This window comes from Pseudoalteromonas sp. KG3, from assembly GCF_030436385.1.
In the GTDB taxonomy this organism is placed as follows: Bacteria; Pseudomonadota; Gammaproteobacteria; order Enterobacterales; family Alteromonadaceae; genus Pseudoalteromonas; species Pseudoalteromonas prydzensis.
In genome coordinates, this window is the sequence record NZ_CP098523.1 from 1,429,696 (window position 1) to 1,444,090 (window position 14,395).

At 41.0% G+C, this 14,395-nt stretch carries 10 protein-coding genes; 4 read left to right on the plus strand and 6 right to left on the minus strand.

What is annotated here, in order from left to right; all coding sequences use genetic code 11:
• Positions 1–6: 6 nt before the first annotated feature.
• Both NDQ71_RS06880 and NDQ71_RS06885 read left to right on the plus strand, forming a co-directional pair.
• Positions 7–561, plus strand: a complete 555-nt coding sequence (locus NDQ71_RS06880; RefSeq protein ID WP_192541572.1) for a zf-TFIIB domain-containing protein — start codon at positions 7–9, stop codon at positions 559–561.
• Between the two features lie 376 nt (positions 562–937).
• On the plus strand, positions 938–2,080 hold the full coding sequence (locus tag NDQ71_RS06885) for a N(5)-(carboxyethyl)ornithine synthase (protein WP_192541573.1): 1,143 nt from the start codon (positions 938–940) through the stop codon (positions 2,078–2,080).
• Positions 2,081–2,160: 80 nt separating this feature from the next.
• On the opposite strand, the gene NDQ71_RS06890 is transcribed toward NDQ71_RS06885, so the two are convergent.
• The 4 genes from NDQ71_RS06890 to NDQ71_RS06905 form a co-directional block, all read right to left on the minus strand.
• The gene (locus NDQ71_RS06890) at positions 2,161–2,373 is read right to left on the minus strand and encodes a biotin/lipoyl-containing protein (RefSeq protein ID WP_301562496.1); all 213 of its coding nucleotides are present in this window, start codon (positions 2,371–2,373) and stop codon (positions 2,161–2,163) included.
• 78 nt (positions 2,374–2,451) lie between these two features.
• A complete protein-coding gene (locus NDQ71_RS06895; protein ID WP_301562497.1) occupies positions 2,452–7,656 on the minus strand; it encodes a DNA repair ATPase in 5,205 nt (1,734 codons plus the stop codon).
• Positions 7,657–7,725: 69 nt separating this feature from the next.
• Entirely contained in the window at positions 7,726–9,828 is a 2,103-nt protein-coding gene (locus NDQ71_RS06900; RefSeq protein ID WP_064666442.1) for an SPFH domain-containing protein, read from the minus strand.
• Between the two features lie 62 nt (positions 9,829–9,890).
• Positions 9,891–10,514: an OB-fold-containig protein gene (locus tag NDQ71_RS06905; RefSeq protein WP_225736576.1), complete on the minus strand. Its 624-nt coding sequence runs from the start codon at positions 10,512–10,514 to the stop codon at positions 9,891–9,893.
• Positions 10,515–10,790: 276 nt separating this feature from the next.
• Here NDQ71_RS06905 and NDQ71_RS06910 point away from each other — a divergent pair, with 276 nt between their 5' ends.
• Positions 10,791–11,570, plus strand: coding sequence for a putative porin (locus NDQ71_RS06910; RefSeq protein WP_301562498.1), 780 nt, complete (start codon positions 10,791–10,793; stop codon positions 11,568–11,570).
• 63 nt (positions 11,571–11,633) lie between these two features.
• Here the strand turns inward: NDQ71_RS06910 and NDQ71_RS06915 are convergent, their stop codons facing one another.
• Positions 11,634–13,124: a dipeptidase gene (locus NDQ71_RS06915; protein ID WP_301562499.1), complete on the minus strand. Its 1,491-nt coding sequence runs from the start codon at positions 13,122–13,124 to the stop codon at positions 11,634–11,636.
• A 192-nt stretch (positions 13,125–13,316) separates the two neighbouring features.
• Between NDQ71_RS06915 and NDQ71_RS06920 the strand changes: the two genes are divergently transcribed.
• Positions 13,317–13,484 (plus strand): DUF2986 domain-containing protein, encoded by a 168-nt coding sequence (locus NDQ71_RS06920; protein ID WP_192541578.1) that lies wholly within the window; start codon positions 13,317–13,319, stop codon positions 13,482–13,484.
• 27 nt (positions 13,485–13,511) lie between these two features.
• Here NDQ71_RS06920 and NDQ71_RS06925 read toward each other — a convergent pair whose 3' ends face one another.
• Positions 13,512–14,393 (minus strand): DUF1444 family protein, encoded by an 882-nt coding sequence (locus tag NDQ71_RS06925; RefSeq protein WP_301562500.1) that lies wholly within the window; start codon positions 14,391–14,393, stop codon positions 13,512–13,514.
• Between the last annotated feature and the right edge of the window lie 2 nt (positions 14,394–14,395).

Consider the following 14,395-nt stretch of genomic DNA (forward strand, 5'->3'; position numbering starts at 1 on the left):
GATACTATGAATTGTACAAGTTGTGGTAAAGGGTTACTTAAACCTAGTTTTATTGAAGGTCAATTTCGTTCACACACATGCACGCACTGTAATGGCCACTGGATACTAATCGAAGACTTTGCAGCTTGGAAAGAGCGTAACCCAAACTTTGCATTTGCTGACAATATCTCATTCGAAGCCGACGCTACAGACACTAAAAAAGCGTTAATTTGCCCAGTATCGGGGGTCATTATGCGTAAGTTTCGTATTTCTTCATCAACTGACCACCGTATAGATTACAGCGCACCAGTAGGTGGGATCTGGTTAGATGCAGGTGAATGGGAATTACTAAAAGAAGAAGGCCTAGCTGGTACATTGAATGCAGTAGTAACACAGCAATGGCAAAACCAAATTAGAGAGCAAAGTACCAAGCAAAACTTTAGTGACATATATGCTGATAAATTCGGCGCAGACACTTATACAAAAGTGAAAGAACTCAGAACATGGCTTAATGCACAACCGCAAAAAGCAGATTTGAGAGCCTACCTAATGGCTGAAGACCCATATTCTGCAGAAAAGTAAGCTGCTAAAAAAGTGGGACTCGCTGTATCGAGTCCTTTTATCACACAATACCCCTGTGTCTTTGTAGTTGTTTAATTTTCTTATTGCTGTGTTAAGCGCATACGCCACTGTTTTACTGTTATACTCAACCGCTAATACGCAAAAGCCAATCGCGGCTATGCCATATTTACTTTCAACTTGTCATTCTATGCAAGTTAACCACCTGATTTAAAACTGCTTTATATTAAAAACACTAATTTAGTAAATAACAAAACCCTTTACTGAGCACCATTGTTTACAGTCAAATGTTGCGCTTGCCTGTAAAACAGCCCACAGCTTGTTGGCGAAGTAGCATCATTCGTTTATGAACTCAGCATACTTTAAACAAGGCGATAGCATGAGTGAATTAACTATTGGCGTAATTGGTACGTCACGTAAGACAGATGAGCGACGTTACCCCATCCACCCAGACCACCTTAAGCGCATTCCAGAACAACTTAGAAAACAACTGACCTTTGAGCAAGGCTACGGCAAAGCTTTTAATGTGAGCGATGCGCAAATAGCCGCATTAACCGGTGGTGTTGCAAGTCGCAGTGATATTTTAACCAAAATAGGCAGCGTGATCATCGCCAAACCGGTGCTTGCTGATTTACAAGAACTACGTGAAGGTGGCACCCTTTGGGGCTACGTACATTGCGTACAACAACGCGAAATAACCCAAGCTGCAGTTGATAGAAAACTCACTCTCATTGCGTTTGAAGATATGTTTGTATGGTCGCCACAAGGCAATGTTGGCCGTCATACTTTTTATAAAAATAACGAAATGGCCGGCTACTGTGCGGTGTTACACGCACTGCAGCTCAAAGGTATTGATGGACATTATGGTGATCAGCGTAAAACCATCATCTTTAGTTTTGGTGCTGTTAGTCGCGGTGCAATTTATGCACTCAAAGCCCATGGTTTTAGAGATATTACGATTTGCATCCAGCGCCCCGATCACGAAGTACGCGAAGAGATCCTCGACTGCCATTACGTTAAAGTTCGCCAAGGTATTGAAGGCGAAGCCCGCATGATGGTGGTTGAACACGATGGTACACAACGGCCACTAACTGAGCTCATCAGCGAAGCCGATATTATCGTTAATGGTACTTTTCAAGAAACTGCAAACCCAGTTAATTTTGTTATTGGATCTGAAGCGGACTGCCTAAAAGCAAACAGTTTAATTATTGATGTAAGCTGTGACGAAGGTATGGGGTTCTTTTTTGCTAAACCCACTACATTTGCAAATCCGATGTTTCGCCATGCAACCACGGATTACTACGCGGTTGATCATACACCGAGTTATTTATGGGAAAGTGCAACACGTTCAATCTCTGCCGCCATGATTGTATACTTACCAACAGTATTAGCAGGCAAGGCACAATGGCAACAAGATGAAACCATCCGCCGCGCGATTAATATTGAAGACGGTATAATCAAAAATACTGCGATTCTAGCGTTTCAAAAACGCCAATTAAACCCGCCTTATAATGCACTTTAGTTATTAAAGGCGGTTGATTTTACAAACATCAATGATCAAGCCGAGCAGTTAATCCTGCTCGACGAATTCATCTGCAAGAGTCATTGCTCTGATGTTGTTTGCTCAGCAACGGCTATTTCTCTTAGTTGTATTACCACTTGCTCGGATATAGCTAAATCTCCTTGCTTGGCACTAAAGCTATGAACAACCCCGGCAGAGGCAGCAATCACTTCCAACACCACTTTGTCAAAATCAACATCAAATAAAGTTTGGTTTCGTACTACGGCATCCCCCTCATTAACATAAATTGCCAAATCGTAGCCTTACCCATCACTCCTTTTAGTTCAGGTACTTTGATATCCATATTGCTTCCTTGGTGATTAATTAAAATGCTACTTCGCGCCCCATGCAGCAATCAATTTTTCGAACTGAGCTTGCACATTGTTACTGTTGATACCTTGAGTTTGTTGATTAATTGCATTAACAAGCTGCGCAAATGATACTTGGTTATTATTACTAGTAACCGCTGCGGTTAACGCATTCATAGCCTCTTTATTATCAAGTGATTGCGCAATACTATTAATTGCTTGTTTATTATCTAAGCTTTGCAAATTCACACCAAGGCTTTGTAGTAGCTGGCTGTAATCGTGGCTTAGGTTGTTTTTACTGAGTTTACTGGCAATCTCCTCCAGTGACTGATGTAAATACCCCATTTGCTCCACCGCCATCATCACCGGACTGCCGGCACCATCAAGTTTATTTAAGCGTACAAAGTCAGCTTTAATTTGGCTAAAGCGCTGCTGTTGTTCTGTGCTTAATGTGTCACGTAGTTCACCGAGTTTAAGAAGGTTCTCTTCGGACCCTTTGCTGAGCGTTTGCGCTTCACCGCGATAATGGTCGCAAATCAGGTTTTCTAGTTCTTCATCGTTCATGGCAGCGACTACTTTTTCTGCCATTTTATTCATATTACGATAGCTGCCTTGCAGTTTAAATGGCGGCTCTGTACGGTAATTATTATCTTGCGCGGCTGAGGCAATATACTGGGCGTTCACTTTTAGCACGGTATTACGAATAGTGATTAATCGGCTGAGTACCGCTTTAATTTCGTTAACTTCCGCTTGTGAATAGCCGTGCTCAAGCTCATTTAATGAAATATCTTCGCCTTGGCACATCCGCACTAACTTATACAAATCTTCCATGTTGCGGTTAGCCAATGGCGCTAATACTGCATTAGAGGTTAGCGCATTTTCTATAAAGCTCATGGCGAACTCTTGCTCACACCCGGCTAAGGTATCGCCAAGATTATAAATATCGGCGCGGTTTGCCAACATATCAGGGATTTTAAAGCTCTCGCCAGATTCCGTGTACGGGTTACCTGCCATCACTACAGCAAACTTTTTACCGCGTAAATCATAGGTTTTACTTTTACCATTCCACACCCCATCAATCCGTCTTGAACCATCGCACAGGGAAATGAACTTTTGTAAAAACTCAGGATTAGTATGCTGAATATCATCTAAATACAGCATCACGTTATTGCCCATTTCAAAGCTCTGATTGATTTTTGCAATCTCTTTTTCAGCAGTGGCGTTAATGGCTTGAGCAGGATCGAGTGACACCTGATCGTGCCCTATCGACGGGCAATTTACTTTTACAAAAGTCAGCCCTAAACGGTTAGCAACGTATTCCACTAAGGTGGTTTTACCGTAACCTGGCGGCGAGATCAGTAATAGCATGCCCATTAAATCAGTGCGTTTGTTTTTACCTGCTGAGCCAATTTGCTTTGCTAAGTTATCGCCAATAATTGGGAAGTACACTTTATTGATCAGCTGATTACGTACAAACGAACTAAGCGGCCTGGCTTTAAATTCATCAAGCTGCAGGCGCTCTTTTTGCTCAGCTAAAATATCACTGCGCAATGCATGATATTGCTCAAAAGCCGGCACTTGCTCAGTAATATACTTACGCGTGCGGGCATAAAACTCAGCGTAATCTAAATTTAAAACTTGCTCTTGCACTCGCTTATGCTGCCCCATTAAGTGTTCAACTTGCGTGCTCGGCGTGGCATCCAGTACGGTATACTGCAATGCTGTAGTGGCACTGAGGTGTAAGTAGTTAGCCGCTTCCGCTTGCACCATTGCCGACACTTTAGGGCTTTGCAAGCAATACGCATTAAGCCAACTTAAAAATAATAATGCCCGCTCATCAGTTTGCTTGACGTTTTCACAAGCCTGAGCAAGCTCGTTACTATAACCTTTAGCTTTAGCATCACTACTAAACTGTTCAGCCAAATTTTTAGCTTGCTGAGAGACGATAAACAACTGTTGATCCGCGGTTTTTTGTTGCGCTAATTGCTGCACTAAATAAGCGGCGGCTAAGTCAGTGGATAAATCAGCAAAGCGTGCTGATAATTTGCTAACTTGAGTTAAAAAGTCGTTGATCTGTTCACTTAATTGCGCGGTTAAGGCGCCGATAAAACTAGTCGCGGTAAAGTGTTTATCCATCAAAATAGCATTGCTTGCTTGATGGAAATACTCACTCTGCTGTGCGGCAGATAATTGCGCACTAAACAGCTGCGCAACAATGCGGCAACTAGCCGGATAAATAAGTAAATCCAAACTATTTTTTTGCGTTAATAAGGTATCAATAATCGCAGATGCGTCGTGATCATGAATGCCTTTTTCGTAACCTTCTTGGTAACGCGGTTCGGCAAATTTTTGCACCAACTGCAATAACTGTTTATCTCTTTGTGCCTGCTCTAGCTGCGCAAAAGTCAGCGAGTGCTCACTGTTCTCACATGCCAATATAATTTGAGCTGCTAAGTACTCACCACGATAAACGCTATCGTTTTCTGATACCAAAGTTTGCTGCCACAAGTGACGGCTTTGTTGCAAGGTTTCAAGGCTTTGCTTGTCAGTTATTGGTTCAAAATAATCTGTGCCGGTTAAATGCAACATTAGCTGCTCGTCACGCGGCAATAAGGTTAAATCGAGTAATTGCTTATTGACGCTAAAAGCATGCTTACCAATACTGACGGTATTGCCGCCGTCAGTAAAAATATCTTGTTTATCACGTAATGAACGAATGCCCTGATCTTTACTGGCTTTGAGTTTTGATTGAATATCATCGGCACGAATTTCATCGCCTAATTCTTTAAGCTCACTAGTCAATGCACGAAGCTTGCTGATCATAGGATCGGCGGCAAAATAAGTGTTTAATACATCAAGCTCAGTAAAACTTTGCGCACGACGGTTTACGCCTTGCAATATACGCTCAGCAGCATTCGCTAAATTCAGAGCGCGGCGCTGGCGGGTATCAATTAAGCTTTGTTTATGTGCCTCAAAGCTTTCGTATACGTCATCACGTTTGGCAATGATCTCTGTCAGGTATTCGTCAAAATCACTAAATTGTGATTCCAGCTCTTCAAGTTGAATAAGCAAACGTGAAAGCTGGTCGTCACATGCTTCGGGGGTTTTTGCGTTATTTAGCGCATTAGTAATGCTTTGCGAAAACAGCTTAAACCGAGCAGCAAATTCAGCTTTCGCTTCAACACTGCCAAGGCTCTTTTGGCGAATTTCGATACTCGCTTTAGCACGATTAACCAACGCATAAACAGCGCTGATATCTTCAAGAATTTTTGTTCGTACACGGCTGTCGTCAATATCTAAATCAAGCATCGTGTGATTCAGTAAATCCAGCTCAACACTTTGCGCATCTAACTGGGCAATATAGGTTTTAAGCTCGCTGACACTTTCACTTTTACTGCTGAGCTCTTCAAGCTGTTTAAGTTTTTCGTGGTACGGCGCCAAGGCGCTGTCTTGTTGTAAAAACGCAGCGGTTGCTTGGCTTACTTCCACCAGCCGCTCATCAATTTCACTTTGTAAGCTATTAAGTGCTGCAATATCTATATATTTAATGTCTTCAAGGCTTATTACTTGGCCTTTGAGTACTTTTAAAGCATCAATACCTTGCACAAATTGTGGGGCGGTTTTAAAGTTATCTGGGCGCACTTCACGGGTTACGTCCGTGTAGCGCTTATTTATATCGACCAGAGCTTGCTTGGCTTTGTTTTGAATTTCGGTGACTTTTTCAAACTCATCAAGCACTTGCTCGGCAGTTTCAAAAATACTATGCAGATTTTTCGCGATTTCTGCAAATTCGCTTTCGTTAAGCCAATGATAACGGTCAAAAATATTTCGGCTTAAAGCAATCAAATCTTCATAATGAAATAAGGTCGGGCTTTGCTCGCTAATAGCTTTGCAGACACTGTATAAATCAGAAATACCGCGAACTAAATCTGGGTTGCCGATTTTGCCAAAAAAGCTAGTAAGTGGCGGCGCATTGGCTGCAAACTCGGCGGATACAAATGGGCTTTGCCAAATTTGAATTGGGTGTACTCTCTCCGCTTGGTCTTTATCAGCCTTAAAGGTGAGTGTTATACCATCGTTGTAAATAGCATAGCCGTGACAATAAATCGGATTTTGCAGGTTTTTATCAATAATATTATAGGCAAATAGCGCGTAACGGCCTTCACTTGGCTCGTAAAACACGTATAAAACATCTTCGCCATTGGGTGACTTTATATGTCGGTGAAACTCTAAATCTTCTATTTGCTCTTCAAACGAGCGTGCTTGTCCTGATTGTAAGTAGTAACCGCCTGGGAAAATAATGCCGTGATCTTCAGGTAAAGTAACGCATGCACTGCCGATTGCATCTTGGCGCATTACCTGCTGAGTACGGGTATTATAAATAAAATAGCGCCATATTTTTTCACGGTACGGCAGAATTTTTAGCAGCACTAAATCGCCTACCAACGCGTATTCTACTTCGCTATCAGCAAGGGATTGATTTTTATCATCAACAGGCTCTTGATAAATCCCTTCACCGGTGTCAGTGCTGTTTTCTATTTTAATCGTTAGTGAGCCGCCAATCGTTTCAACAAACACTTCATCGGCGATGTTGATATGAGCGTGGCGCCCTTCTATGTGGTTACTTCGGTCAGTTTTGAGCCATTCAAAATCATAGTCATGTGCGTGTTGAATATCACGCTCACCACGGTTATCGATATAATTAATGGTGTTGTCTGGATGAATTTCCCAGCGAAAAACTCGTACATCCGATAACTTGTCACCGATTTGGAATAGCGCAAACAGCTTGCCATTTTGCTGGTATAAATGCTGTAGGCTAGTTTGTTTGTAGTAGGTATACAGTTCTTCAAAATCACGAATAAAACGGCTATCGGTTAAAAAACGTGTCGTATCAGGGTAAGGTTCAATTTCGTAATGGTCGTCTTGCTGCACCAGTTTTTGTACACTAAATACGTCGCTGATTGAGGTTTCTTTTTTTAAGCCCAAAAATACGTTGTAAGCAAAAATAACTTTATCGCCAATAATCACGATATCGCGCGGAGTACAGTTTTGCTCAGTGCGAACGCGAACACGTCCTTTCACTTGTAGTTCTGTGCTGCCAAATTCGTTAATACGCTGTGTATTTACATCGTCTATTTGCGTTTTTAAATCAGCACCAAAATTATTTAAGCGGCGTTTAATTAAGTCGTACGAGCCTTGCTCTAGCGCGTGTTGAGTTGCGTCCGTCATGAAACCTATCCTGAAATTTAATAGAAGTTAGCCGTAACAACCGCTGTTACGGCTAATAAACTTAGCGCACTAGTCTTTTGGATCTAGCTTAATTTTGTCATCTAAGCCACCACCTAAATTACCGCCTAACATGCTTAGTAATTGGCTTTTTTCAGCCGCAGAGGTATTACTCAACTGCTTTAATAACTTACTCATGTTAAAGTTTTTCAGTGTTTCTGCTGAACCATTCGCCCCAGCTAACACCCCTTTTAGGTCTTCAATTAAATTACGATCACCGTTTAAGTGATCTTTAAATACGGTTTGTACGGTTTTACTTTCATCAACTAAGCCATCAATTGATTTACCCAAACTGATTGCACTCATAAATTGATTAAAGAACTGACCATCGCCGCCCATAATGTTGATATCAGCATCACCTAAGGCTTTAGCCATAATGTGTGCTTGATGCTCGGCAATGTCTTTACTGGCTGAAATTTTTGCCAATACCAGCTCTTTTTGCTGGTTAAGCTGCAGCGTAAAGCTTTCATAATCGCGAGCGTCTTGATCCATCGCGTTAAGGGCTTGTAGCTTCTCTTCTAGGCCTTTTGCTTCGGCGCGCATCTTGCGCTCAAGGTTAATCGCTTCCACTTCCCCCTGTTTCTCATTCGCATCAGCCATGGCTGTTTGTACTTGCGCCTGAGATAAACCAATTTCACGGTTACCTTGTGCTTCAGCTTCAAGTTTTTGACGCATTACTTTAGCATCAGTTTCACCTTGAATTGCATTTGCTTGTGCTTTAGCTTTAATAACATCCGCTTCAGCAAGGCCTTTGGCTGCGGTTTCAACTTGTTGCGCATGCGCCAGAATCTTTTTCGATTCAGCTTGTTGATTGGCAATTCTAAGCTCTGCATTGGCCATTGTTTCAAGCTCACGGGCTTTATATTCCGCCGCTTGCTCTTGCGCTTTTGCAGCTTCGATGTCTTTTACTAATGACTCTTCAGCTTCGGCTTTAGCACGAATGATAATTGCATTTTTCTCACGCTCAGCGCCTGCGAGTACTTTCACATCTTTAATGCGCTCTTCTTCTTCGGCTACTGACTTTTCAACAATCACGCGATCACGCACTACATCGGCAATTTCTTTACGTTCTACTTCCAGCGCTTTTTCTTTATTGATGCGCAGGATTTCAGTTTCTCTTTCGCGCTCGATCACTTCTATTTCACGTGAGCGGGCAACTTTCTCTTCTTCAATACCCAAAACGCGTAATCGGTTTTGCTCGGCAATATCAAGCTCACGTTGCTTATTTTGCTCGCTAATGCCAATGGCTTCTTCGGTTTGAATGCGGGCTTGCTCTGATTTTAAGCGCTCTTCTTGACGTACTTTTTCAGCTTCGGCGTATTCACGAGCTTTTACAGTTTCAATTTCGCGCACTTGACGTGACATGGCATCTTGTTTTTGACGCTCAATTTCCAGCGTTTTCTCGGTGGCTTCTTGATTTTGGATCTCAATCTTAGCCCGTTCATCACACTTTAATTGATTGGTAGATACATTTTGCACTGCAGTCATTTCAGTGATGCGGCGAATACCTTCAGCATCCAAAATATTTTGCGGATCGAGCTTATCAATTGACGTTTGTTCAAGGTAATCAATAGCCACATCTTCAAGTGTATAACCCGACAAATCTTGGCCAATCACTTCTTTGATGTTATCGCGAAATTCATTTCGGTGAGTAAATAACTCAACAAAATCCATACGCTTACCAACGGTTTTAAGCGCCTCTGAAAACTTCGCTTCAAACAGCTCTTGTAGTGTGTCGAGCTCTGATGCTCGGGCGCAACCAACTTGCTTAGCAACGCGCAGAATATCTTCTTTGTTTTCGTTAACACGAATATAAAAAGTAATGGCGATATCGGCGCGAATATTATCTTTACAGATCAAACCGCCCTTATCTTTACGTTCAAGCACCATGCGCTTGGTTGAAATGTCCATCACTTCCATTTTATGGATCACAGGGTATACAATGCCCCCCGTGGTGGTGACATCCGGCTCGTTTTTCATTTTATTAATGATCAGCGCTTGGCCTTGTTCTACCTTGCGATAAAACTTACCAATGATCAGCAAAATAGCAAAAATAACAGCGATTGCTATACCTACAAATGTCAATATAGGTATGAGGTTATCTAAAAATTCCATGTTATGTCCTAACGTGATTATCGATTTTATTATTTGTCACTTATCCCTAAAAAATTAAGGTATTACCAAGGCTTGGCGGTAATAATGTAACAATGTTGCTCTTTGAGGTGTTCAAGTAACACCGCAGTGTCGCCTGATGTAAATTGCTCGTCATTTTCAGCTCTAACTTCAATTAGCTGTTCAGTGCCTTGAAATTTAACCCGTGCTTGGCCAAATGTGTTGGTTACTTTGCCAGTGGCAATAACACACTCTAAACCGAGTAAATCAGAGCTTTTTGAGGTTTCTGCGCTGCTAAAAAAGCGCTGTAAGGGGCGTGAAATAATAGCCGCAATTGGTATAGCAATTAGCAAACAAACGCCCAGCATGAGCACGCCAGAAATATAAAACCAGATACCATCCCCTAACAAGTAAGCAAAAAACTTGTGGGCATAAATGCTGATCAACCAACTGCTCATCACTACGAGACTAATAGATACGGTAATTGGAATACCACCAAAACCCATGCTAAACCATGAGCTCAATCCTGAGCTTTGCGACGCGTCGGCTTCAATTTCCAGATCTGACTCAAACAGATCAATGTCAGCGAAGCCAATAAGGGTTATTAGCCAAAACAACATCACAACTAACAACAGGGCTGAAAAAATAACGGTGGGGAAAGTAAGCGCTAAGTTTAAAAATTCCATCATTACAACTATCCATTTATTTTAAACGCATTAGGCGATAAAACTTTTTATCATTTAGTCGCGTAAATGTTAAGTGTTTTATAACGAATTAACGCTTTTAATATAAATGAAAGTAAACAACTACTACTTTTTGATGTAAATCTAACTTAATTAACGACTTAGATATTACGCTGCTTATAAAATATGCTCGCAATTGATTACAAAAAAATATAGGATCCGCGCTCTCGTATTTGCATTCTATGCAAATAGCTTTATTTAAACCGTTAAGAAAGGACACTTATGCGTTATTTACTACCAATTTCATTACTTGCATTATCTTGCTCAGCTACTGTTAGTGCACAGCAATCAGAAACCCGTCAATGGTTTAATAGTATTGAATATAACACCTTAGAAAATACAGATTTAGATTACGATTCAACCCAACTTTCGAGCCATTATTATTTTGCACCACAACAAAATACCGGCGTGTGGGATGATTATGGCTACCTAGATACTGATTCTAACATTGCTCTTCATTACTACGAGAGTAATGGCCATGATAACTTTTCCTTTAACGGTGAAGGCTTTTATGGCAACTGGTTTGTTAGTGCTGAATTATCTGATTTAAGTAATTTAGACAACTACTCTGTTGGTGCAGGGTACTTATTTAACGATTCACTTAAAGCCTCAGTACGGATGCAAGAGTTTGAATATGGAGATGAAATATTCTGGTTTAAAGCACAGTATAATCATCAATTGAATGACACTGACTATATCGGTTTTACTATAGAAACTGATGATGACCTAGATAACTGGAATACATCTTCGCGTTACTTTAGCCACCTTGGTAACGACCGCTATTTTAGCCTAGATGTAGATTACCAAGACTCTACCAATGCTTTATCAGCAATGGCTAATTACTACTTTAATCGTAATGTCGCGATTGGTGCTGGCGCTACTGACTCAGACCTACAACTTGAAGCTAAATACTTTATTAATAGCCAATATTACTTTACCGCAAATTTCACTGATTATGACAGTGGTGATTTATACACTGTGAAATTTGTAGCTCAGTTTTAATGAGTGAAAAATCAAAACGCCGCTATTTAGCGGCGCTTTACTTTGTGGCTATGACAACCTAAGTTACATATTACCCAGCGTTATCATCATTGCTGTATACATTTTAAGGTTGAGCTTAAGTTGCTCAACTGTAATAAACTCATGCTCTGAGTGGCCGGTGTAGCGCTTACCTGGCATTGATGGCCCAAACGATACGGCATTATCAAATAACTTAGCATTAGTGCCGCCGCCAATAGACACGAAGCTCGCCTCTTGATCACCGGTAAAGTGTTTAAAAATATCGAGTAATGCTTGAGCATGAGGTGCGCTGTCGAGCAACATTGGCGTGCCAATAATCACTTGCGTATCTTTTAAAGTGACCTGATTACTCGCCTGCCAATTTGCCAGTGCTGCGTCGATTTGTTGTTTTAGCACAGCTCCATCTTTACCAACTGGACGGCGTAAATTCACAGATAAAGTGATCGCGTTACCATCACGTTTTAATACGGTTGGCGAGACTGTCATAGGTCCCATAAAGTCATGTTCATAAGCAATATCACCAAACTGTTTGCCATGTATATCAAGACCAATTAGCTGATTTATAAACTCAATTGCTTGACCATCACTGTTATTTTCAAGCTCAATACCTTTAAACGCTTCCGCTAAATGAGCAATTGCGTTGTGCCCTGACTCTGGTTCGGAAGAGTGTGCAGACATGCCTTTTACTGAAACTTTAATGCCCTGCTTAACCTCAGTAACGGCAACTTTCACATCCTTGAGTGTGGCAATATTAGTATTAAGCGTTTCAAGATTAGCATCTGTCGCATTATGTAACACAACGCTGGCGTCCTCAGGAATTTGGCTTACAAATGCCCCGCCTGTTAAATCGCTAACATAGGTCGTGGTTTGTGCTGATGTGCTTGCAAACGTCGGCGCTATTAAGCTCCAGCCCTTCTCAGCAACCACAACGGGGTACGAGGCATCAATCGTCACTGCATATTTGGGTTGTTGATAAGTTTTCATAAACTCTTCAAGCGGCCCCCAATCAGACTCTTCCGCTAAATAAATCATCAATTCGATGCGGTTATCAAGCGTAATGCCCTGATCTTTTATGGCTTTCATTGCATATAAAGCCGTCGCGATAGCGCCTTTATCGTCTTCGGTACCACGAGCTATTAATTTACCTGGCTCAGAGGTTTTATCCATCTCAAACGGGCTATTCTGCCATTTACTGGCATCCGCTGGTTGCACATCACCATGGGTCACTATGGTTACTTTATCTGTTTGCTGACCCATCCCTATAAGTACGGTATAACCTAAGTCTTGGAAATCAAAACCAAGCTCAGCAGCTTTCATTTTTAGCAAGGTTTTAAAGCCAATAAAATCCAGATTATCGGGCGTATTGATACCGTCTTTATTAACAGTCGGGTAAGAAACTAAGTTAGCTAAGGTATGAATTTGCGCATCTTGATATGTATTGACCGCATATTGCGCCGCAGCATCGCTGCGCGTATCAAGGTTAGCATGTGCATTGGCGGTCAAAAGTGCCAAACTGGCTAAAATAAACTGTTTCAAAACAAATTCCTATTTTTTAAAAGACCAAGAATTGGATAAACCAAACGACTCTACAATTGTAACGTTGTTAACCTTTATTAAGCCAGCACTGTACCTATAGCTACAGGATTTTATAGTTGAATATTTAAATAGCTAATAGCTTTAATAACACTGTATACTATGCCACCAATTTTAAGCGCGTGAAGATAAACCATGAACCGCAGAAAAAAGATCGTTACTAAATTTAATCAAAGAGATAAGCGCGCTAACGCTAAATTACACAAAAGTAATAAGCCAGCTTACGTTTCTAAAGCTGAACGTGAAAGATTGGCTTTGCTTGTTGAGGAACAACCAGTTCCTTTAGTAAATGATGAAGCGTGAAAGTGAACACGCTTCTCTCGTAAGCCTCTAAAGGTCAATTTGCTGCCAGCTATCGTCTTTGAGTGTATAAATAAAGGGTGATATTGAATAAGCAAGCTCAGGGTATTGACTGTAAGTGATCCCTGCTACAGACATTACTGCCTTACTGTCACTTTTACTGGCGATAAGTAAAATATTACGGCTAGGTATGCCAATAATAACCTCCCCAGGAATTTTTTGTTTAAGTAACTTTTTGAATGATGGCGTAAGAATAGCTGTTGCTTCATAATTTTCATCTGCAACTAACATATAAACATCGCCACTATCTTGGATATCCAATTTTTCTATTTTAATGTTAATAGCACTTAGATAATCATCTAAATTAGCGATTGCTTTACTTCTTAAATTACGACTTGATAACCCTAAGCTTTGAAAGTCTTGTTGAGTAAGAAAGCGTAAACTATCAGGTGAATCTATTGCATAAAACACCAATAGCTCACCTGTTAACTTTTCATAATAAGGCAGCTGTATTTCGTCCACTCCCGCAGCTGCTAGCTGACTTTTCACTCCATCTAAATAACTTTGTGATTTTATCACTGGCCGTAACTGGCTAATATTAAGTACATCTGATTCATCTAAATTTTGGTATTCAACTTGACTGGCGATAAAGTCTGCTAACGCTTCATCCATACTTGCTTGCCCTGAAATATAACGTGCATAGCTATTTGCTAGATAACTCGTTACTTTTAAACCATTTTCAAACTCGATTTCAATGACAAGATTATCTATATGATTGAAGGTTGCTTGCTTAAGTGCCAATTTCGCACGTTCAGTATACTGACGTGTAAATTCTTGTTCCGAAGTACTAACGGCAAATCCGGGGATGCTAAATATGCTTATTAACACAAATAAAAGAGGGTAAAACTTCATAG